The 22,233-nt window shown below is 39.0% G+C and carries 23 protein-coding genes; 8 read left to right on the top strand and 15 right to left on the bottom strand.

All coding sequences use genetic code 11. The annotated features are described in order from the left end of the window. Positions 1-22 precede the first annotated feature (22 nt). Positions 23-385, top strand: a complete 363-nt coding sequence (locus ACIQXU_RS07025; protein WP_402868123.1) for a YugN family protein — start codon at positions 23-25, stop codon at positions 383-385. Between the two features lie 104 nt (positions 386-489). On the opposite strand, the gene ACIQXU_RS07020 is transcribed toward ACIQXU_RS07025, so the two are convergent. The 7 genes from ACIQXU_RS07020 to cyoE all read right to left on the bottom strand — a co-directional run bounded on the left by ACIQXU_RS07020 (position 490) and on the right by cyoE (position 7,387). Beyond that, on the bottom strand, positions 490-951 hold the full coding sequence (locus ACIQXU_RS07020; RefSeq protein WP_402868122.1) for a DUF420 domain-containing protein: 462 nt from the start codon (positions 949-951) through the stop codon (positions 490-492). 239 nt (positions 952-1,190) lie between these two features. Then, positions 1,191-2,093: a cytochrome c oxidase assembly factor CtaG gene (gene ctaG / locus ACIQXU_RS07015; RefSeq protein WP_402956174.1), complete on the bottom strand. Its 903-nt coding sequence runs from the start codon at positions 2,091-2,093 to the stop codon at positions 1,191-1,193. 149 nt (positions 2,094-2,242) lie between these two features. Further along, on the bottom strand, positions 2,243-2,578 hold the full coding sequence (gene ctaF, locus ACIQXU_RS07010) for a cytochrome c oxidase subunit IVB (RefSeq protein WP_402868119.1): 336 nt from the start codon (positions 2,576-2,578) through the stop codon (positions 2,243-2,245). A 3-nt stretch (positions 2,579-2,581) separates the two neighbouring features. Continuing rightward, positions 2,582-3,211, bottom strand: a complete 630-nt coding sequence (locus tag ACIQXU_RS07005; protein WP_402868118.1) for a cytochrome (ubi)quinol oxidase subunit III — start codon at positions 3,209-3,211, stop codon at positions 2,582-2,584. Next, positions 3,211-5,082: a cytochrome c oxidase subunit I gene (ctaD, locus tag ACIQXU_RS07000; protein ID WP_402956172.1), complete on the bottom strand. Its 1,872-nt coding sequence runs from the start codon at positions 5,080-5,082 to the stop codon at positions 3,211-3,213. The genes ACIQXU_RS07005 and ctaD overlap by 1 nt, the downstream gene beginning before the upstream one ends. A 24-nt stretch (positions 5,083-5,106) precedes the next feature. Beyond that, positions 5,107-6,189: a cytochrome c oxidase subunit II gene (gene coxB, locus ACIQXU_RS06995; RefSeq protein WP_402868114.1), complete on the bottom strand. Its 1,083-nt coding sequence runs from the start codon at positions 6,187-6,189 to the stop codon at positions 5,107-5,109. A 259-nt stretch (positions 6,190-6,448) separates the two neighbouring features. Next, positions 6,449-7,387, bottom strand: a complete 939-nt coding sequence (gene cyoE / locus ACIQXU_RS06990; protein ID WP_402987763.1) for a heme o synthase — start codon at positions 7,385-7,387, stop codon at positions 6,449-6,451. A 636-nt stretch (positions 7,388-8,023) separates the two neighbouring features. Between cyoE and ACIQXU_RS06985 the strand changes: the two genes are divergently transcribed. After that, positions 8,024-9,007, top strand: coding sequence for a COX15/CtaA family protein (locus tag ACIQXU_RS06985; protein ID WP_402868112.1), 984 nt, complete (start codon positions 8,024-8,026; stop codon positions 9,005-9,007). A 157-nt stretch (positions 9,008-9,164) separates the two neighbouring features. On the opposite strand, the gene pyc is transcribed toward ACIQXU_RS06985, so the two are convergent. Next, positions 9,165-12,602, bottom strand: coding sequence for a pyruvate carboxylase (gene pyc / locus ACIQXU_RS06980; protein ID WP_402956168.1), 3,438 nt, complete (start codon positions 12,600-12,602; stop codon positions 9,165-9,167). Between the two features lie 533 nt (positions 12,603-13,135). Further along, positions 13,136-13,417 carry an Fpa/YlaN family protein gene (locus ACIQXU_RS06975; protein ID WP_402868108.1) on the bottom strand — a complete coding sequence of 94 codons (282 nt, stop codon included), beginning with the start codon at positions 13,415-13,417 and terminating at the stop codon, positions 13,136-13,138. Between the two features lie 199 nt (positions 13,418-13,616). Here ACIQXU_RS06975 and ACIQXU_RS06970 point away from each other — a divergent pair, with 199 nt between their 5' ends. After that, on the top strand, positions 13,617-14,120 hold the full coding sequence (locus ACIQXU_RS06970; RefSeq protein ID WP_402956166.1) for a molybdopterin-binding protein: 504 nt from the start codon (positions 13,617-13,619) through the stop codon (positions 14,118-14,120). Between the two features lie 60 nt (positions 14,121-14,180). On the opposite strand, the gene ACIQXU_RS06965 is transcribed toward ACIQXU_RS06970, so the two are convergent. Then, entirely contained in the window at positions 14,181-15,509 is a 1,329-nt protein-coding gene (locus ACIQXU_RS06965; protein WP_402868106.1) for a PhoH family protein, read from the bottom strand. Positions 15,510-15,720: 211 nt separating this feature from the next. On the opposite strand from ACIQXU_RS06965, the gene ACIQXU_RS06960 reads away from it, so the two are divergent. The 3 genes from ACIQXU_RS06960 (at position 15,721) to ACIQXU_RS06950 (ending at position 17,080) form a co-directional block, all read left to right on the top strand. Beyond that, on the top strand, positions 15,721-16,320 hold the full coding sequence (locus tag ACIQXU_RS06960; RefSeq protein WP_402987758.1) for a YhcN/YlaJ family sporulation lipoprotein: 600 nt from the start codon (positions 15,721-15,723) through the stop codon (positions 16,318-16,320). A 147-nt stretch (positions 16,321-16,467) separates the two neighbouring features. Further along, the gene (locus tag ACIQXU_RS06955; RefSeq protein WP_402868104.1) at positions 16,468-16,668 is read left to right on the top strand and encodes a YlaI family protein; all 201 of its coding nucleotides are present in this window, start codon (positions 16,468-16,470) and stop codon (positions 16,666-16,668) included. After that, entirely contained in the window at positions 16,658-17,080 is a 423-nt protein-coding gene (locus ACIQXU_RS06950) for a hypothetical protein (protein ID WP_402956163.1), read from the top strand. Before ACIQXU_RS06955 ends, ACIQXU_RS06950 begins: the two co-directional genes overlap by 11 nt. A 31-nt stretch (positions 17,081-17,111) precedes the next feature. Here the strand turns inward: ACIQXU_RS06950 and ACIQXU_RS06945 are convergent, their stop codons facing one another. Genes ACIQXU_RS06945 through typA form a run of 3 tightly spaced genes read right to left on the bottom strand, consistent with a single transcriptional unit; the run spans position 17,112 to position 19,582 of the window. Continuing rightward, positions 17,112-17,396 (bottom strand): hypothetical protein, encoded by a 285-nt coding sequence (locus tag ACIQXU_RS06945; protein ID WP_402868101.1) that lies wholly within the window; start codon positions 17,394-17,396, stop codon positions 17,112-17,114. 7 nt (positions 17,397-17,403) lie between these two features. Beyond that, positions 17,404-17,712 (bottom strand): YlaH-like family protein, encoded by a 309-nt coding sequence (locus tag ACIQXU_RS06940; RefSeq protein ID WP_402868100.1) that lies wholly within the window; start codon positions 17,710-17,712, stop codon positions 17,404-17,406. Between the two features lie 22 nt (positions 17,713-17,734). Continuing rightward, positions 17,735-19,582, bottom strand: a complete 1,848-nt coding sequence (gene typA / locus ACIQXU_RS06935; protein ID WP_402868099.1) for a translational GTPase TypA — start codon at positions 19,580-19,582, stop codon at positions 17,735-17,737. Between the two features lie 125 nt (positions 19,583-19,707). Here typA and ACIQXU_RS06930 point away from each other — a divergent pair, with 125 nt between their 5' ends. Continuing rightward, entirely contained in the window at positions 19,708-19,875 is a 168-nt protein-coding gene (locus ACIQXU_RS06930) for a DUF5325 family protein (protein WP_402987755.1), read from the top strand. A 112-nt stretch (positions 19,876-19,987) separates the two neighbouring features. Here ACIQXU_RS06930 and ACIQXU_RS06925 read toward each other — a convergent pair whose 3' ends face one another. Together ACIQXU_RS06925 and ACIQXU_RS06920 are read right to left on the bottom strand one after the other, a co-directional pair. Next, positions 19,988-20,791, bottom strand: coding sequence for an inositol monophosphatase family protein (locus tag ACIQXU_RS06925; RefSeq protein ID WP_402868095.1), 804 nt, complete (start codon positions 20,789-20,791; stop codon positions 19,988-19,990). A 334-nt stretch (positions 20,792-21,125) separates the two neighbouring features. Continuing rightward, positions 21,126-21,323 carry a hypothetical protein gene (locus tag ACIQXU_RS06920; protein ID WP_402868093.1) on the bottom strand — a complete coding sequence of 66 codons (198 nt, stop codon included), beginning with the start codon at positions 21,321-21,323 and terminating at the stop codon, positions 21,126-21,128. A gap of 202 nt (positions 21,324-21,525) precedes the next feature. Between ACIQXU_RS06920 and ACIQXU_RS06915 the strand changes: the two genes are divergently transcribed. Then, positions 21,526-22,146: a YktB family protein gene (locus ACIQXU_RS06915; RefSeq protein ID WP_402868091.1), complete on the top strand. Its 621-nt coding sequence runs from the start codon at positions 21,526-21,528 to the stop codon at positions 22,144-22,146. Positions 22,147-22,233 lie beyond the last annotated feature (87 nt).

Genomic DNA, 22,233 nt, shown 5'->3' with positions numbered 1-22,233 from the left:
GCAAAAATAGGAGGTACTACTCGTGAAATTTGAAAGCTTTGGAATTGAGAACATCACAGCCGACTTAAACCGATTAGATGACCTAATGCCGGAATACGGTTTAATACGTGCCGAACAATGGGACTATGAGAGAGTAAGTTATGACCGTAAATTCGAATTGAGAGAAGGCACTTTTTATCTGCGTATACTAGGCTATGCCGTCGAAGGTGATGTGGGGGCTCATAGGGCCACAATGAAACTAATGGTTCCACTTTTAGGAAAACACTATTATCCACATGGCATTGAATATGGAGAAGGAGAGTTCTTCCCCCCTTCATTAGTGAAACAGTGTGAAAAAATCCTGGCTCAGGTTAAAGAGGAACTTACACAATTTAATGGACTGTAAAAGTGACTGGAAACTGAACAAACAGAAGAGAGGAATCTCTGAACACCCCTCTTTTCTTGTATCAAAAAGGCCTGATGTTTTTACACATCAGGCCTTTTTTAGTTTTATGATCCAAGAATCGCTTTAATCAGTGATGTTGTCTCTCCACCGTGATAAATGACATATAGTAAAAGATAAACGGCCAAACCAGTGATTCCAGTGAAAAACCAAATAATGCTAGTCGTAGGACCGATTTTTCTATGAATCGCATACTTACCTTTTAAACCTGTTGTCAGCATAATGATTCCAAGTACTGCCCCGGTAGTCGCAAGTGTGATATGGAAAATCAAAAAGATCGTGTAATAAATTTTAATATCATCCGGTCCTCCGAAAGATGTATTACCAACGAAAATCGTACGAGAAAGGTAGATAGTGAAGAAAATTATCGCAAAAATCGCGGCCACTATCATGGTCTTTTTATGTGTCTCTGTTCTGCGCTGTTTAATTTGGTACCAGCCTATTGCAACCGTGATTGAACTTAATACAATGAAAGCTGTGCTAATTGTTGGAAGAATCGGTAAAGACATAAGATGTAGTCCTCTCTATATTTATTAATCATCTATTATTCTATAAGAGGTATTCATAAAATTCAATAAAAGCAAGCAAACTTAACACAATGCTCACTTTTATCAAAAAACCAAGTCAAATAACTAGCCTTTCCTTCGGTTTCATGTTTAGCCTATATTTTGAAGTAAGAATACCGGAAACCCCTAACAAGGCAAATGAAAGACTTGTCCACTCAGTAGACAAGTCTTTCACGAAATGATCATTCTACAGTCTGGAAATCTGTAGGAATAGGGTCAATTTCGCTTTCACCGCCATTCTCCTTCTTGAACCAAGCAAAGAAAATGACACCTAAAACATATCCTAAAACGATTTCTTGAATGACCTTCATCAATACTCCACCTAGCTGTTGGTCTTCAAGCAAAGGCAGCCCATTAAACATTTCTGGACCACTGAGCGTCAGGCCTGACAATGCCGATGCAGGCACGCACAGTTCCATGGCACTAGCCCAAGATTCAGCATTAGTGAACGTATCATACATTGGATAATCGGCAAAAATGATCAATGCACACGCAGGGGTCATTAAAATGCCACTACCAAAAATATATGCTACTTTTTTAACCCCCGAAAGGCTTTCATATTCAGGAAGCTGATTAACCAAAGGAAACCACATCAAAACAGCTGTCACAAATAAAATCACCGTATAGCCTGCATGGACCAACATGCCAGTTTTGATGAAATCGAATACCAATGGGATATGATACAGCGAAAAAAGAACATTAAATAGCATAAGTGCAAAGAGAGGCTTCGTGAAGAAGCGAAACAGCGACTTCATTCCCCTTATATCTATTAAAGATCTCCACACCCATGTGGGTATCGCAATGATAAATAAGGGAGGTATCACCAAGTAAAGCAGTGCCATTTGAAACATATGTGCACTGAACATGATATGACTGAGCAAATCGATAGGCGACCCCTTGACCACATAAAGAAGAATCATGGCCATTAAGAAATAGACTACCTGTTTCAAGGGAACCGGTGAACTATCCTCAAATCTATTCCTGTACTTTGTCACCATCAAAAAATAGCCAATGGTAATAAGTACGAGGACGGCAAAGTAAAATGGACTCCATAAAGCACGAAAGCCAAAAATATCAATAGACATAAAATCACCTCGTTCGTAAACTTTTTTCCATTACTATCCTTCTATTATACCTAAAATAAACCGCAGTAACAAATATAGATAAACCTGGATTTTACTGGGCGATAATTATAAGAAAACCGGCTATTTTAAAAATAGCCGGTCCCTATCTATCATATCCAGACAATCGTGATAAAAGCTAGCACTGTAATCAACCCGACTGCAAGGCCGGAAAAGAGAAACAATGTAATAGTGCCATGACCTTTATGCTTCATATGCATAAAATAATAAAGCTGGAAAATGACTTGTATAACTGCCAGCAATAAAATGACTGGCTTAATGAACCAATGTGAAAAACCTTCTATTCCTACAGCGGCAAATGCCACTAAAGTTAAGAAAATCATAAGACTAAAAGTAATTACTTGATGCTTCATCTCTTCAGCATTTTTCTTACGACGATATTTTAAATCGACATTCGGGTTTGCTGAATTTGACTGTTCATTCGCCATCAGTTATCCCACCATTCCCATTAAATATACGACTGTAAAGATAAATACCCAAACAACGTCAATGAAATGCCAGTAAAGACTTGCCACATAAAATTTAGGGGCATTATATAAATTCAAACCCCTTTTCGCATTTCGGAGCATCAGGGATATGAACCACATTAAACCGAAGGCAACGTGTCCTCCATGAAATCCGACTAACGTATAGAACGCCGAACCGAATGCACTACTAGTAAAAGTATGCTTAAATTCATGAACATAGTGGTTAAATTCATAAATCTCAAGACCGAGGAAACCAAAACCTAATGCCACAGTGATAACGATCCAAGCTTGCATTTGTTTAAAATGATTATTTTTCATGTGATACATTGCGTACACGCTTGTTAATGAACTAGTCAGCAAAAGCATGGTCGCAACAAACGTAAGAGGTAATTCGAATAGATCTTTTGCCAGTGCTGCATTTTCATTAGGAACTTTATCCTTTAATGCAAGATACGTAGCAAAAAGTGAAGCGAATAATACCGTCTCTCCACCAAGAAACAACCAGAATCCTAAATATTTATTTTTACCTTCTAAAGTCGCTTTCTCAGGAGAAGCAGGCCAAGTAGCATCCGTGAATTTTTCATCTGCTTGCATTATGCCTTAACCTCCTTATCATCATCATCCATAAGGTCTTCTTTATGAATATGATATCCATGGTCGTCTTTGACAGAACGTATGAACATGGAACCAAATGTAATCAAAAGCCCGATTATGATTACAGGCAAGGTCCAATTTTTATCATCCATATTATATAAAGCACCAAATGCGGCTACAAATAAACCGAATGACATTACTACAGGAAGGATAGAATTATTAGGCATATGAATATCACCAAGTGGCTCTGCTGGCGTCATTTCCTTTTTACCTTCCATTTTCTCGACCCAATATGGATCTAACCCGCGGACAAGCGGAAGTTGCTTGAAATTGTAGAATGGCGGCGGTGATGGGATGGCCCATTCAAGAGTACGGCCATCTCCCCAAGGATCATTGCCGACCTTGACGTTTTTAACAGACGTAATGATAACATTTATGACTAAAACGATGACAGCAAATGCCATTAGGAAAGCCCCTACTGTACTAATCATATTTCCTGTATTAAGTCCTTGGTTATCCAAGAATGTGAATACACGACGTGGCATCCCCATTAGACCAAGGAAATGTTGAATAAAGAATGTTAAATGGAAACCAATCAAGAAAGTCCAAAAAGTGATTTTCCCTAAGCCTTCATTTAACATCGTTCCAAACATTTTCGGCCAATAGAACGTAATCCCCGCCAATAAACCCAATACAACCCCACCGACGATTACATAGTGGAAATGGGCAACGACGAAATAGCTATCATGAAACTGGTAATCAGCTGGTGCAGCTGCATTCATGATACCTGTCACGCCACCCATTGTGAAGGAAGGGATAAAGGCGACGGCATAAAGCATTGGAACCGTGAATTTCACACTTCCGCCCCACATCGTGAAGATCCAGTTGAAAATCTTAATACCGGTAGGTACCGCAATTGCCATAGTGGCAACGGCAAAGATTGCATTTGCAATAGGTCCTAAACCAGTGGTGAACATATGATGTGCCCATACCATGAAACCTAAGAAACCAATTAAGACGGTTGCAAACACCATGGATGAATAACCGAATAATCTTTTTCTCGAAAAAGTTGCAAAGATTTCAGAGAATATACCAAAAGCAGGCAAGATCAAGATATACACTTCCGGGTGACCGAATATCCAGAATAAATGCTCCCAAATAATCGTATTCCCCCCGGCTGCCACATCGAAGAAGTTGGCTCCGAACATCCTGTCAAACATCATTAATACTAGCCCAACAGTAAGTGGTGGGAAGGCAAATAATATTAATGCAGAAACAACAAATGTTGACCATGTAAATAGTGGCATACGCATATAGGTCATTCCTGGCGTACGCATATTGATTATGGTCACAAGGAAGTTAATCCCTGCAATTAAGGTTCCCAAACCGGAAATCTGTAGTCCCAGTACATAAAAATCAATACCATGCCCTTCAGAGTGAAGGGATAAAGATGCATAAGATGTCCAGCCTGCATCAGGGGCTCCACCTAAAAACCATGAAAGATTTAAAAAGATACCCCCGAAGAAAAACAACCAGAAACCTAATGAGTTTAAAAATGGGAACGCAACATCACGTGCCCCAATTTGTAGCGGCACAACCGCGTTCATTACCGCAAATACCAACGGCATGGCCGCCAGGAAAATCATCGTCGTGCCGTGCATGGTCAATATTTCGTTATAAAACCCGGCACTTACAAAATCATTATTCGGGATTGCCAGCTGGATACGGATGAACATTGCTTCCAAACCGCCGATCACAAAGAATAATCCGCCTGCAATTAGATATAAAATGGCGATTTTCTTATGGTCTACCGTAGTTAGGTAATCCCAAATCGTAGCGCCAAAACCTTTTTTATTAGCGTGCGTACTCACGATTTAACCTCCTTAATCAATGTTCTATTTTTCTTCCACCTTGAGCTCTAAAAGGTAAGCTGTCAGTGCATTAATTTCTGAATCAGAAAGCTCGCCGTAAGTACCGGTCATTGTGTTACCCGGTTTATACTTTTCAGGATTTTTGATCCATTTTTTCACGTTTTCTTCCGTGTGATCCAATACTCCCGCCACTCGTTCACGTTCGCCGAATGTAGCCAGGTTTGGAGCTTGACGGGCTGCTTCAGGTCTACTGTCATTTGGGGTAACCGCATGACATCCGATACAGCTTTTATTGAAGACCTCTTCCCCTTGCTTAGCAACATCCCCTTTTGCCACAGGTGCTTTTGCAGTCTTCATATCTTTAGTCCAAGCTTCGAAGTCAGCTTTTGATTTCGTAACGACCTTAAAATCCATTAATGCATGGGATGGCCCGCAAAGCTCAGCACATTTCCCATAGAATAAATCGTTAGAATTTTCTGCCTTTTCGCTATCGAATTCTAAGAAAAATGAATTGACTCCATCAGTGTTCGTATCCATTTTCCCTCCGGCAGCCGGAATCCAAAATGAATGTTTAACATCTGAAGCTGTCAAATTGAAATAAACTTTCTGATCAGTCGGAACGACCAAATCCTGACTGGTAATTACACCTAGGTCTGGATATTCAAATTCCCACCAATAAAGGTTTGCCCTAACGTTGACCACCAAAGCATCCTTCGTTTTTCCATCTTTATCTTTCTTATCCATTGCACTAGTGTCAGCTAAGTCAAAAGTGGTAACGACAGTCGGAACAGCCAGAACAATCAAAAGAAGGATAGGAATAACAGTCCAAATAATTTCGAGTTTGTGACTTCCTTCAATTTGTTTCGGTATTGTCTCGTCGCCTTTCTTTCGGCGGAAGCGGAATAAAACTACAACGAATAAAATGATTACTACAATAATCACCAGTACCATGATTAATGTGCTCAATACCAGTAAATCAAACTGTGTTTGCGCAACATCGCCAGCTGGCTTCAGCGTGGATAGGAATGGTTCACCGCAGCCCGAAAGGACAAGTCCTACTATACCCAGCAAAGCAATTAGGCGCCATTTGTGCAGCCTTTTTTTCATAGCTTCAGAAACCCCTCTTTCATCAAAATTTTCTCACAAAATTCAAAATGGGCGCTATTGCGAATATTCTCTCTATGTCAATTTCTTTAAAAGAAAGAATCCCTAAACTAAGGATTACTCTAGTGAATCAAACCGCTCTAAGGATGGAATCTCATGATGTTTTTCTGAATAATATGTATAGCGGTCAGTGTCCAATTTATTATCAAGTAAGGTGCAGCCCATTAACAAACGGGCTACAACCCTATGATGTATACTAAGTTTAAATAAGTGTAACGATAACCATCGCTACAAATAATATAGTCATATAATTAAGCGAATATACAAACATGGAAGTTGCCCACTTAATATCATCTTTCTTTTTATACCCCTTCAATCCCAAAATAAGCCAGCCGGTACTTAATAGTGCGGCCAAGACAACTAATGGAGTGCCTAAGGGAGTTAAAAAGAATGGAATGAACATTAAAGCAATGATCCATACTATAATTGATTTTTTTGCCCTTTTAAAGCCTTTTACAACAGGAAGCATTGGAACCCCAGCTGCCCGATATTCCTCAACCCGCCTCATTGCAAGGGCGTAAAAATGTGGGGGCTGCCAAAGGAACATGATAGCGAATAAAACCCACGCAATCACATCAAGGTTTGGATCGATCGCTGCCCATCCAATCAGGGGTGGGACCGCTCCCGAGATACTGCCTATTATGGTATTCGAAACAAATCTTCTTTTGAAAATCATCGTATAAAGAACCACATAGGCGAATACGCCAAACGCCCCAATCAATAGCGTCGTCATATTAGTCAAGGCAAGTAAAATAAGTCCTGTAATAATCAGTCCAAAACTTAGGAACAACACCCTGGAAGGTTGTGCTTTTCCAGTTACAGTAGGACGGTTTTTGGTTCGTTCCATCAAATGATCGATATCCCGATCATAGTAATTATTAAAACTGCAAGATCCAGCCATGATAAGAGCCGAGCCTGCAAGAGTATAGAACACCACATCAAGATTACTAAAAAAGCTAAGTCCTGCAAAGTGAATCGCTAACCACACCCCAGTAAAAGCCGTGATTATATTTGAATTGACAATCCCCACTTTAATAAGTGCCAGAAAGTCTTTCCAGGCTGTAGTTTTTGGTATATCCGATTGAAGGGTGGCTTTACTGTCCTTCAAGACAGCTTCTGACATACCCCTTGTTTCTGACATTTGTTTTCCTCCTTTGAATCACTCAAAAACATGCAAAAGTAAAAGGTAGCACACTTAGTACATAACTATAAATCATTATTTCATACTTTTCTATATTTGTAACCAAGGAAGCGCAAACAAAAAGTAAATAATTTACTTTTTGCCTATATCATTGAAAATTTAAGAAACCATTCAAAGCAACTATACTATATAGTGTTCATCCATAACAGTAAAAATTAGTAAAATCATTTCTTCAATATATTAAAACACATTTTTGGAAGCTTTTGTGAAATTTTTTCGAATAATTTTTGACCAAATTGTGTCGAGTTATTTTTCGATGAAAATACTGTAAACATCATGAATTTCACTTAAATCGCCATGTGGCGATCATTATGGAAATATCCTACATATTCCCCCATTTCACTCTTTTTTACCATCCCCACTTCTTCAATTTTTATCAAATTCCCTTCTGAGTTTCAATCCATATTGATGGTAGCATTTAGGGATGCACTTTTTTTCGAACTTGTAAAATCATACTATTTTGTGTAATATCGAGGAGGTTCTACAAATATTTATCAATTACATTATGATATGATAATATGGTATGGATTTAATAAAACTAACTAATATGACTCCAAGAAAAAGGTGGGACTACTGGTGAAATCGTCACTTAAATGGTTTGCTGTTTTAACTACGATTGTAATGCTCTTTATCTTAATAGGGGGAGCCTTAGTCACAAAGACCGATTCCGGCATGGGCTGTGGTAGATCATGGCCATTATGTAATGGTCAATTAATCCCCGAAAAAATTACGTTCGCATTGGTTATTGAACTCTCCCATCGGGTTGTCTCAGGTGTAGGCGGATTCATGGTCCTGCTTTTATCAGTTATGTCTTGGCGAAAAATAGGTCATATTCGCGAAGCCCGCTTTCTATCGATTCTTTCATTCGGCTTCCTAGTTCTTCAAGGATTAATAGGAGCTGCTGCAGTTCTTTGGTCTCAATCTGATTTTGTTTTGGCTCTCCACTTTGGTATTTCCCTTATATCCTTTGCTTCCGTATTTTTATTAACCCTATTGATTTTCGAAGTGGACAAGAAGTTTGAGGCTGATAAACTGATTGTTGACAAAAGAATGGGATTTCACATTACCGGCATTTTGATTTTTTGTTTACTGGTCGTATATACCGGTGCTCTCGTAAGACATACTGAATCTAGTCTTATATGTAAAGATTGGCCTCTATGTGGGAATGGAACCTTCCTACCTACTAACACCTATGAATGGATACAAATGGGTCATAGGGCGATAGCAGGGATGATTTTCTTATGGGTTTCCTACGCTACCTTTTTGGCACATAAACACTATAAACATCAACGGGTCATATATGGTGGTTGGAATGCAGCATTCATTTTAGTCTTTTTACAAGTAACCGCCGGAGCTTTCATTATCTTTTCTAAACAAAATCTATACATTGCATTGGCACATGCTTTATTTATAGCCTGTTTTTTCGGGGTGATGAGCTATTTGCTTCTTCTCACTACAAGAAGCAAGAAAAACGCATTACTTATTGAAAAGGAGAATCAAGTTTCTTCTATTAATGAACGAGATGAGGGAATTGTATCACCGACCATTCCTGCCAGATGACGTCTGACTTTTCAAACAATAACAGGTATACAAAAAGCCATCATTCAAAATGATGGCTTTTTGTATACCTGTTAAAAGGATAGCCTGAAAGAGGGCACTCCAGATGTTATCCCATCCGTGCGCCCTCTTTCAAAGCTAGTCTCTGACTCTCTTAGAGTTACTTAGTTATTTCAATCAATAGATCACCTGTACTGATGGCTTCTCCGTCTTTAACATAAATGTCTTTAATTGTACCAGAGAAAGGTGCTTGTACAGTTGTTTCCATTTTCATGGCTTCTGTAATGATCAGGTGATCACCCTGCTTGACTTGATCGCCTTTTTCGACGACAACGCGGATGACCGTACCAGGCATCGTAGCCCCAATATGTTCTTTATTTTTGGTGTCAGCCTTGATTTTGGTTTGCACGGACGATTTAATATTCTCATCCTTGATGATGACTTCACGAGATTGACCATTCAATTCAAAATACACAACCCGTGTGCCATCAGGCAATGGCTGTCCAATTGACACTAATTTAACGATAAGGGTTTTCCCCTTTTCTATTTCGACTTCGATTTCTTCTCCTAATCTCATGCCATATAAGAAAGTGGCTGTGTCTAGGTTGGATACATCGCCGAATAACTCTTTCGTTTTATTATAATCCAAGAATACTTTAGGATATAGGGCATATGCAAGCACATCGAAGTCTGTGACAGGACGTCCCACTTCTCGGAACAACTCTTCTCTTAATGCATCAAAATCTACAGCTTCCAGTAGTTCACCTGGTCTAACTGTAATCGGTTTTTTCCCTTTCAGGATAACTTCCTGAAGTTCCTTTGGAAAACCTCCCGTTGGTTGTCCCAAGTACCCCTCGAATAATTCAATAACGGAATCAGGAAAATCAATGGCTTGACCCTTTGTAAGGACATCCTCTTCCGAAAGGCTATTTTGTACCATGAATAAGGCCATGTCGCCTACAACTTTTGAAGATGGTGTCACTTTAACGATATCTCCGAACATGACATTGACGCGTCGATACATTTCCTTCACTTCATGCCAACGATCTCCAAGACCTACTGCTTTAGCCTGCTGTTGTAGATTACTATACTGTCCACCTGGCATTTCATGCTTATAAACTTCCGTGTGGGGTGCATTCATGCCACTTTCGAAGTCTTTATAGAACTTCCGTACCTCTCCCCAATACTCTCCTAGACGTTCAAGTGAATCCACTTCAAGTTTAGGCTGTCTACCCGATCCCTCCAGTGCATAATGAAGGGTTTGAATACTTGGCTGCGAAGTTAAGCCTGCAAGCGAGCCAATCGCCGTATCCACAATATCCACTCCTGCTTCAATGGCTTTTGAGTACGTAAAGATACCATTTCCGCTCGTATCATGCGAATGCAAATGAATAGGTAGAGAAGTCGTTTCCTTCAATTCCGATACAAGACGGTAAGCCGCATCCGGTTTCAAAAGACCTGCCATATCTTTGATAGCTAGAATATGAGCACCTGCATGCTCCAATTCCTTCGCCATGTTTTTATAGTATTCTATATTATATTTGCTGCGCGATGAATCATTCAAATCACCTGTGTAACAAATGGCCGCTTCGGCAATTTTACCAGATTGGCGGACAGCATCAATAGCCACTTCCATCCCTTTTACCCAGTTTAAGCTGTCGAAGATCCGGAAGACATCAATACCCGCCGCCGCTGATTTCTCAACGAATTCCTGTATGACATTGTCGGGATAGTTTTTATAACCCACTGCATTGGAAGCTCTTAAAAGCATTTGTAACAGGACATTAGGCGCTTTTTTCCTGAAACTTAACAAACGCTCCCATGGATCTTCTTTCAAGAAGCGATAGGCTACATCAAACGTTGCCCCGCCCCACATTTCCATGGAAAATAGGTTTGGAAGTAATTTTGCCGTAGGCTCTGCAATGTCCAGTATATCCTTTGATCTAATTCTTGTAGCCAATAATGATTGATGTGCATCACGGAAAGTCGTATCCGTAATTAATACTTCTTTCTGTTCCTTAATCCAGTTAACCAGGCCTTCTGCTCCTCGTTCGTCTAGAATATTCTTCGTACCTGGAGTAAGCGGCAGATTCTTGACATCCGGAATCGGTGCTGGGTCAAAGACCGGTTTTTTCTTCGTTTCCACACCTGGAAAACCATTCACCGTTACATTGCCGATATATGAAAGCATTTTTGTTCCACGGTCTTTTCTGACTGGGAAGTTAAACAATTCAGGCGTTGAATCGATAAATGAAGTATCGTACTCGCCCGTAATGAAATTCTTATGTTTGACAACATTCTCAAGGAATGGGATGTTTGTTTTAATTCCTCGAATCCTAAATTCCTTCAGGTTACGCACCATTTTGGAAGCAGCCTGCTCAAATGATAGTGCATGTGTTGAAAGCTTGACTAGCAAGGAATCATAATATGGGGTAATCACTGCACCTTGGAATCCATTACCTGCATCCAAACGTACGCCAAATCCTCCACCTGAACGGTAAACCATCATTTTTCCAGTGTCAGGCATAAAATTATTCAACGGATCTTCGGTTGTCACCCTTGATTGGATTGCATACCCATTTGTTTTAATGCCCGCTTGTTCTGGAATGGCGATCTTTTTACCATGTAGTTCATGGCCTTCGGCAATCATGATTTGCGATTGAACAATATCGATTCCTGTAATCATTTCGGTAATGGTATGCTCTACCTGAACCCTTGGATTGACTTCAATGAAATAAAATTCACCATTTGCCACAAGGAACTCCACTGTCCCAGCATTGACATAGTCAATATTTTTGGCCAATTTGACTGCAGCCTCGCAAATCTCTTCTCTAAGGCTCTCCGGAAGCGAAACTGAAGGAGCAACTTCAACGACTTTTTGATGACGTCTTTGCACCGAGCAGTCACGTTCATATAAATGAACGGTATTACCATGAGAATCTGCCAAGATTTGAACTTCGATATGCTTTGGATTTTTAATGTATCTCTCTACGTATACTTCATCATTCCCAAAGGCTGCTTTCGCTTCAGATTTACAGCGATTGTATGCTTCTTCGGTTTCTTCAAGTTTTTCGACAATACGCATGCCGCGTCCGCCTCCACCAAGTGAGGCTTTTATAATAATCGGGAAGCCGTACTTCTTACCGAATTCTTTTACTTCTTCCACGCTTGTTACTGGTCCATCACTGCCTGGAATGACCGGAATACCAGCCAGTTCAGCTTGTGTTCTAGCCTTTACCTTGTCCCCAAACATATCTAAATGCCTTGATTCAGGTCCGATGAAGATAATTCCCTCTTCTTCGCAACGTTTAGCAAAATCTATATTTTCTGAAAGGAAGCCATAACCAGGATGAATAGCGTCAACTCCACTCATTTTGGCAATCGCAATAATCCCTTCAATATCCAAATATGCATCGATCGGCTTTTTACCTTCACCAACCAGATATGCTTCATCAGCCTTATAGCGGTGATAGGATCCGTAATCTTCCTTGGAATAGATTGCAACTGTACAAATGTCTAATTCCGTACATGCCCGAAAAATTCGAATCGCAATTTCCCCGCGATTTGCCGCAAGTACCTTTTCTATACGTTTAACCATTGCTACCACCCTAATCAATATGTATTTTTATAAATATATAGAAAAAAAGTGTGAGAGATATCACAACTTTTCATTCTCCATTAATAGAGATAACTTAAACGTCCATTTCATTAAGTGAATAATGAAAAAGAATAAAGCGAAATTTTTAAATAATTACTATTATTATGATATACCAACTTTTCGTACTTTTCACTTTAATAAGTAATTAATATAACCATAATACTAAAATAAACTGAATACAATAAAAAAATAAAAAATTCTTTCGTTTATATTTAAAAGTATTTTTCAATCCACTTTTTGTCTTAGTGCCATTGGATCAGTAACCGTATTCAAGTTTTGTAGAATATTAAATGTTGTGAATGAATTTGATACATCATTACTAATATAAAAACATAAAAAGGACTAAACAAAGAATGTTCCGTCCTATTAGTATAACACTTTTAAAATAAGTATAACCTATTCATTTGATTATGTATACAAATAAAAAACTCAAACAATCATCGAGATTTGTTTGAGTTAGTATGTGCTATATATTATTTTTTTAATGATGCTTCATGTAATACTGACAATTCTCTTTCGAGTGTCTCTAAAAGAGATTTGCCTTCCAATTCCTCTATTAGGTCTAATCGTACAGCAAAATCAATTTCCCGTGATAGACCAAACATTTGAGTATCCAGTACCTCTTCATATAAAGGACATTGAGGCATAGTGAGATTCTCCATTTGAACTTTTATCAATTTTAGAATCTTGTCAGCATCTGCCTTTAATAAAGCAAAAGCTTTTTCTCGATGATTGACAAGCATTTCAGATGCCATGTTAAATCCCCCCGCTCAGAGCGATTAAATCTTATCTTTAAATTCTACCTTTAGTTGTCTTAAAAAGCAAGGATATTGACAAACTAAATGAATAACGAAACCTGGAAGAATTGTGCCGATGCATGCTCGATAATGTGACAATTCTCCTGTAATTGATTATAATTGTACATGTATGTGAGCAAAGGAAGGAATGAGATATTTGGAATCCATCGTGTTTATTAACGGAAATGTGAAATATCCTCTTACAATAGACCCTGGAGTATGGATCTTCGATGACCGTAAAATTGAGATTGATACATATTTCAGTGAAGAAAGAGTACAGATCAATGAACTAGAAGATTATACTAAGAAAGCTTCTAGACATTGGCAAAAAGAAATTCAAGAGGGAGCGGTTCTACCCCCTACAATAAAAACAGAACGGAAATTCGAGAAACAACGATTGCTTGAAGGTTCTTTTGGCATTCTGTTTGAACCTTTTTTAAAAAATGCCGAACCCGCTGATGATGCAACCGAAGTTATCGTTACTTCAGAAGGCAAAGAATTGGCGTTTCCGCTAGAAGATGCCATGAAATTTTTCATCGGGTTTTCAAAGGATGGACAACCACTTAAAGTGTCTGAAGGTGGTCCCATGGAAATTTATTTTGGTGATGGAAGTAATATCGACAATCCAATCAAGTATGTCACGTCTTTTACAGTCAAATAAGCTCGCCGATAGCGATACTCCAGAAAATGGCAGGGGATTTTCCCCGTGCCATTTTTTTATTTATAAAAGCGTTGCAGCAAGCTGTGCCAATGTAGATCTTTCCCCTTTTATCAGCTTGACATGCCCAGCAATCCGCTCCGTCTTGAATTTTTCGACTACATACGTCAAGCCATTATTATATTCATCTAAATATGGATGATCAATTTGTTCTGGATCTCCCATCAACACGATTTTGCTTCGTTCCCCTACCCTTGTTAAGATAGTCTTTACCTCATGTTTCGTCAGATTCTGTGCTTCATCAATGATGATGAATTGATCCGGTATGCTCCTTCCCCTGATATACGTCAGGGCTTCTACTTCAATCGAACTCATCCCTGCTAGAATGGCATCCAATTCTCCTGGTTTCTTGGTATTGAACAAGTATTGCAGATTATCGAATATAGGCTGCATCCACGGCTTCAATTTTTCTTCCTTTTCTCCAGGCAGATAACCAATATCTTTACCGACCGGTACAATTGGCCTTGCGACAAGAAGCTTCTTATAATGGGCTAAATCCTCTGTTTGCAACAAGCCTGTTGCCAAAGCAAGCAACGTTTTCCCAGTGCCCGCCTTACCAATTAGTGTCACAAGCTGTACATCTGAACGAAGCAACAAATCCAAAGCCATCGTTTGTTGAACATTCCTAGGCTTAATTCCCCAAATATGTTCCCCTTCATACATCAACTTCTTAACAGTCTTACAGTTTTCATTGATGATCCCAATCGCCGAGGCTGAGCTTCCTAATGTATCCTTCATGAGGAGAAATTGATTGGGATAGTATTGATCTTCTGACAACTCTTCAAGTTCTAAATAACTTTTTTCATAAAATTTATTTAGGTTGTCAATTGAAACAAATATCTCTTTATATCCACCATAGACATGGTCCAATTCAACGACACGGTCATTTAAAAAGTCTTCTGCCTCAAGTCCGATAGCATCTGCCTTTACACGCACTAGTGTATCTTTGCTAACGAGGATGACCGTCTTTCCCTCTTCCTTCGTCTCTTCTTCCAATGACAAATTTTTAGCAACCGCCAATATTCGATTATCATTTGTTTTCTCGACAAAAATTTCCTGTAGTTCATGAAAAGAACGATGATTAAGTTCTATTCGTAAACTTCCTCCATTATGAAGCGGGATACTCTGGTGTAGTTTCCCTTTTTCCCGAAAATGATCAATTAATTTCGAAACCTGCCTTGCATTCCTTCCGATTTCATCCATATACCTTTTCTTAGAATCCAATTCTTCTAATACAACTGCTGGAATGACGATTTCATTAACCCCGAATGAATAAATGGAATACGGATCCTGCAACAGGACATTCGTATCTAAAACATAGATTTTGTCCAATATGACGCCTCCTGCCTGCTCTTTATCGGATATACCTAACAATGACTGCTCTTAGCAGTTATGTAGCGGACGAGACTGTTGATAAAATATATGTCCCTTTGTATAAAGATAGAAGAACAATTACAGACTATAAAGAAATCTTCCTTGATATAAAGATGCCAAATACACAATATGATCAATGAATTCTACGAGAAAAAAGGAGACGGAACTCTTGCGCAAACAAATTTTTTCATTGGCTGCACTCTTACTGATGTCAGGTTGTTCGACGGATCATGCAAGTGACGATTCAAAAGACCAGGCTAAAAACGGCTTAACCCAAGTTCATAACTCGACCATTCAGGAAAGCGATCGCAGGACCGGACAAAAAACATCCAAAAGGCTAACGAATCTGGCTCAATCAGTACCTGAAGTGAATGATGCCACCGCAGTTGTAATTGGGAAATACGCCCTGGTGGGGATTGATATCGACGCGGACATCGAACGCTCACAAGTCGGAACCGTTAAATACTCGGTTGGAGAGACATTAAAGAATGATCCTCATGGTGCCTATGCGATTGTCGTAGCCGATCCAGATTTAAATGCACGAATCAAAGAAGTTGCAGCAGACATTAAAAATGGCGAACCAGTAAGGGGGATATTAAATGAGTTGGCAGATATCACAAGCAGAGTCATACCTGAGGTACCTGGTGACACCTTGACACCTACCCCTGCAAAGGTTACGGATGATCAAGGGAACTCGCCCCATAATCAAGATGACAGAAAACAATTAGAAAAAGAACAAAACGAACAGTCCAATCATCATAAAGATTAACCTTTTCACCCCGTCGAATCTTCTTCGGGTTTTTTCTTATGTACAATTGCAAATCCCACACGGGAGACTTGTACTTTATCCTCGTTTTGGCATGAAATTATTGGTATACTTAAACACATACTGAAATCGAAGTGAGGTTCAATAATTATGAAGGTAAAATGCGTAATATGCGATCAAATCGAAGACATACCAGATGATAGTCCAGAAGCTAAGAAGCTACGTAACCGTCCTATACATACCTACATGTGCGATATATGTAAACAACGCATTGAAGAACGTACAAATGAACGGATTGCCACAGGCAATTTCCATCTCTACCGCACGATAAAAAAAGAAGATGAATGGTAAATCGTTCAATCGGATACTCCTGATTGGTCTGTTCAATGGATTATTACTTGGCTTTATAACGAAATGGATTGAAGTGTCCTCAGGAATAAAAGTGTATCAGCTTTTATTGAACGTGGATTTCATTCCTATTTTTGGGGAAATCCCTTGGAATGAAGCATGGCTATTTTCTTTTCATTTATTTATATCAATCTTCCTTACTTATGGCTATGCCTATATGATTCAAAAAAGAAAGATTGTGAAGCGATTTGCCTTTGCTAATTTATTCATCATTCCTGCCATCCTGCTTTATTTTCCATTGGCTTTCCTTTCTAAAGCCATGGTTATTCCTTCTTTTGACTTGTTCACATTCTTATTGTGGGCACTTGCACATTTTATTTATTCTCTGTTCCTTCCATTGTCCATACAAAAATAACCGTGCGGAAAACCGCACGGTCATTTTTGTATTACTCGATATTTTTATACTTATCTGGCTCAAGTTGTATCTGATCCAACATGATATCAATTAATTCAATCGGGAAACGTTGCTTTTTCATTTCGTCTCCTACTTTATATTCAACAAAATAAAAAGGTTCTGTTTTTGTAACGGAATCAATCCTCACCTGGTGGTCGTTCTGAAGCATCTGCATAAAAAACATTTCTGTTTCTCGTGCGGCTGTATCATCGGGCCTTTCATCACAAACAACTCTTATCGTCAGCCAATTGTATAAAGCATCTTGTAATGATTTCATAGCTCACTCAAGCCTGTTCTTCTTTTTTCGAATTATGAAGACGAATCTTATAAATTCCAAGGACAAGAGATGCTATGACTAACGCTTCCCCCATTGGGAGAAACACAGCGAAGAAAGAAAGAAGGGTACATCCAAGTGCCATTACCGCATAGATAATCACATTTTTGAGCAAAGGTAGCTTTTTGGCGAAACCTAGCTGATAGACAAGGATGCATAATCCAAAGATTGTTAAATACAAATACCACATTCCCGCTTCAGGGTTCTCATCCACTCTGTACAACGCTGCAAAAAATGATAATCGCTCTTGGATATCCAATCTTTACTCCTCCTCTAGCTAATTATTTTTCTTCAACAGCCACTTTTTTTCTTTTAGCTGCTCTTTCACGTTCGTTTTTATCAAGAATTTTCTTACGAAGACGGATTGATTCAGGAGTTACCTCACAATACTCATCATCGTTCAAATACTCAAGTGCTTCTTCAAGAGACATGATTCTTGGTTTCTTCATTGAAGAAGTTTGATCCTTATTTGCTGAACGCATGTTTGTCATTTGTTTTGCTTTAACGATATTAACCGTTAAATCTGCATCACGATTATGTTCGCCGACAATCATACCTTCATAAATGTCAGTACCTGGTTCAACAAAAATGACACCACGGTCTTCTACTTGCATAGTACCGTATTGTGTTGTTTTTCCTGATTCCATAGATACTAATACACCTTGACGTCTTCCGCCAACTTGGCCTTGTGCCATTGGTTGGTAGCTGTCAAATGAATGGTTCATGATACCGTAACCACGAGTGATTGTTAAGAACTCAGTAGAATAACCGATAAGTCCACGGGCTGGAATCGTGAATAGTAAACGAACTTGACCGCTTCCGCTATTGACCATGTCTAACAATTCGCCTTTACGTGCACCCATGGATTCCATGATAGCACCAGTATGCTCTTCTGGAACATCGATTTGAACACGTTCAACTGGCTCGCAACGTACGCCATCAATAAGACGAACGATAACTTCCGGTTTCGAAACTTGAAGCTCATAGCCTTCACGTCTCATGTTTTCAATCAGGATAGAAAGGTGAAGCTCTCCACGACCAGAAACAATCCATACGTCCGGAGAATCAGTATTTTCTACTCTTAAGCTTACATCTGTTTGCAATTGGCTTTTCAAACGCTCTTCGATTTTACGAGCCGTTACGAATTTACCTTCACGTCCTGCGAATGGGCTGTTGTTTACAAGGAAAGTCATTTGTAATGTTGGCTCATCGATACGTAGGATTGGAAGCGCATCAGGATGCTCTACTGGGCAAACCGTTTCACCGACGTTGATATCTTCCATACCGGAAACGGCGATTAGGTCACCAGCAACAGCTTCCTGGATTTCAACTTTTTTCAAGCCGATATAACCAAAGATTTTCGTTACACGGAATTGCTTAACTGATCCATCAAGCTTCATCAATGAAACTTGTTGTCCTACGTGCATTTTTCCGCGGAATACACGACCAACACCGATACGTCCTACATAGTCGTTGTAATCAAGTAAAGCCACTTGGAATTGCAGTGGTTCTTCTGAGTTATCGACTGGAGCAGGAATCGTTTCGATAATTGTTTCGAATAATGGAGTCATGTCTTTTTCTTGTTTAGTAGGATCTGAATCCAAGCTTGCTGTTCCAGCAATACCTGAAGTGAAGACTACTGGGAAGTCTAATTGTTCTTCTTCAGCGCCAAGTTCGATGAACAAGTCGATAACTTCGTCGACAACTTCATCTGGACGAGCAGAGTCTTTATCAATTTTATTCACGACAACGATAGGCGTGATTTTTTGTTCCAAAGCTTTTTTCAACACGAAACGTGTTTGAGGCATACAACCTTCATAAGCATCGACAACAAGTAAAACGCCATCGACCATTTTCATGATCCGTTCTACTTCACCACCAAAGTCAGCATGACCAGGTGTATCCAAGATATTAATTCTTGTGTCTTGATATTGAACTGCTGTATTTTTCGCAAGAATCGTAATTCCGCGTTCTTTTTCAATAGCATTAGAATCCATCGCACGTTCTTCAACGTGTTCGTTTTCACGGAAAGTACCAGATTGCTTAAGCAACTGATCCACTAAAGTTGTTTTACCATGATCGACGTGGGCAATGATGGCTATATTACGAATATTTTCTCTTAATTTCAAAAAATTCACTCCTAAAAAAATTTGGTGTTTAACGTATCACTAGTATTAACTTACATATTATATCACAAACATGGTAGAAACAAATAACGAAATTATGTACAATAGAATTATTAGGGGTGATTTTAATGAATATTAAATGGAATTTCTTAATTTTAGCGATACTGGCTACAGCAAGTATTGGCTCCATTGGCATCTTTATCGCGATAAAGAGCATACTCGGAATAGTAGCTGCAATCGTTGTGCTATGCGGAATAATGGGGTATGGCTTCTCTCAAAAGAAAAAAACTGCGTGAAGCAGGAAAGTTATAAATAAAAAAACTCGCTGCTGATAGCGAGTTTTTTTATTTATAACTTTATACTCCGAAAATTTATTTTCCATTAAAGGTTTTTCCTGCATATCGTTCACTACTTTCTTGAATTATCCGACAAGTATCGTTCGAATACTTCCTTATGTAGACCAGGTTTAGAAACAAAAAGAGAATCTCCTGATAGGAAGTTCAATTCCTCCCCTTTAATGTTGGTCACTTCCCCACCAACCTCTTCAATAAGTAACGCCCCTCCAGCAAAGTCCCATGGCATAAGGCGCATCGTTATATAAGCATCCAGGCGTCCAGCAGCTACGAAAGCAAGTTCCAGTGCAGCTGATCCGTATGATCGTGTTCCCCTGACATCACGGACAAGCGGGGCAAGGAGGTTTGGATCGATTCGGCGGTTTTCCGTTACCCAACTCGCATTCATCGATAGAATGGATGTACTGACAGAACCTTCTTCTAACGGGGCAAGCCTTTGTTCATTCATAAAAGCTCCCTGCCCTTTAACAGCATGGTATAATTCATCATGCACAACATCATAGACCATGCCGATTTTCCCGATGCCATCCTGGTATACACCGAGAGAAATGGCAAAATTCCGCTGTTGGTGGATAAAGTTCAATGTACCATCGATGGGATCAATAATCCACACCGTCCCCTTTAAATCCTTTATCTGATTCCCCATACCCTCTTCTCCAAAAATACGATGGTCAGGAAATGTTTCATTTATATGTTCAACAAAGAATTTTTCTATTGCCTTATCCATATTCGTTACCAAATCATTAGGATTCGTTTTTTCCTCGATATTCAGCTTGGTTTCAAAGGACGCCCGAAGCTTGACCCCCGCTTCCCTCATCCATACCTTCGCATATGTATCCATTTCTTTAACCGATGCCATCATAATATCCCGTCCTTTGTCTTCAAAACTACATTAAATAGATATTCTAAAGAGTAATGCAAATATACCATGACTTCAAGTTTTTAACATCTTCACATTTTAAGCTTTTTAAAAATTTCAAATTCAATCCACTTAAATGAACAGTCCACCACTTCAAGACTTCTTTCCTTTATTCATCAATAGAAATATTCAAATCCGCTATTGGGAACACTTCAGGTATATAATGAAAAACGGACACATTATTTTCTAAAAAAAATAAGTGTCCGTTCAACTATTATAGATTTCATTATCCATTTAATTCATATGCTCCTTATTGATCTTTACAACTGTTCATTTACAAAGCCTTAAGCTTTAGCAACTCCAAACGGATACGCTCTAATCTTTGCTTGCATAGTGACCTCATCTGATCGTTTTCTTCACTGATCGCTTCAAAAAGGGTTGCTAATTCATAGTCCATTTCCATTCTTAACACTGCAGCTCTATGTCTTTCTACTTCTTTAGCTTTTAATGCTTGGTTCATGACTTGTTTCATAATTAACATTCTCCCTTCATCAATAAACTTAATTTTCAGAATTTAATTTTATTTTATCATATGTCTTCCACCAACAAATAGCAACTAATTTGTGTTCTTACCCATCAATTTATTTGAAATCAAGTTACAAAACGCTATTTTCGAAATTACCTTATACTTATGCTACAATATGTGCAGATATTTACGGTAGGAGAGATAAATGATGAAATTATTAAGTTTCACTTCTGATGATTTTAACGCATTTAAAATTGATGGATTAGAACCGCGAATGGAAGCTTTAAAAGAAAAGATACAACCTAAGCTTCATGCATTGGGCGAACATTTTTCACATCAGCTATCTATCATGACTGGTGAAGAAATGTTTCCTCATGTAGCAAGGCATGCCAGACGGAAAGTGAACCCTCCTAACGATACATGGGTTGCTTTTGCCGCAAATAGCCGGGGCTATAAAATGATGCCCCATTTTCAGATAGGTTTATGGGAGACACATTTGTTCATATGGTACGCCGTCATTTATGAGGCCCCCAATAAGGTAGAAATAGGACAGCATCTTGAGAAAAACATTAACCGGTTAAAAGAAAATATCCCTTCTGACTACGTTTGGTCAATGGACCACACAAAGCCTGAAGTCATTCCACATGAAGGGCTTTCTAGTGAAGATTTACACTCCATGTTTTCCCGTTTGCAAACGGTCAAGAAGGCCGAGATCCTTTGCGGAATACAAATCCCCCGCGAAGAGGCCATTCAATTAAAAGAAGATGAATTCATCCAAATCATTCAAGATGCGTTTGAACATCTTTTACCCCTATATCAATTAAAATAAACGCTTATGTCGTAATATGACGTATATCTACAAAATATAGACAAAACGATGGAAGCACGGAGGTGCCTTTATAGGTACCTCCGTGCT

The sequence above is a fragment of the Peribacillus sp. NPDC097284 genome (genome assembly GCF_044761765.1).
In the GTDB taxonomy this organism is placed as follows: domain Bacteria; phylum Bacillota; class Bacilli; order Bacillales; family DSM-1321; genus Peribacillus.
Note: the sequence above shows the minus strand (reverse complement) of the source record. Positions and strands in the feature narration are given on the sequence as shown.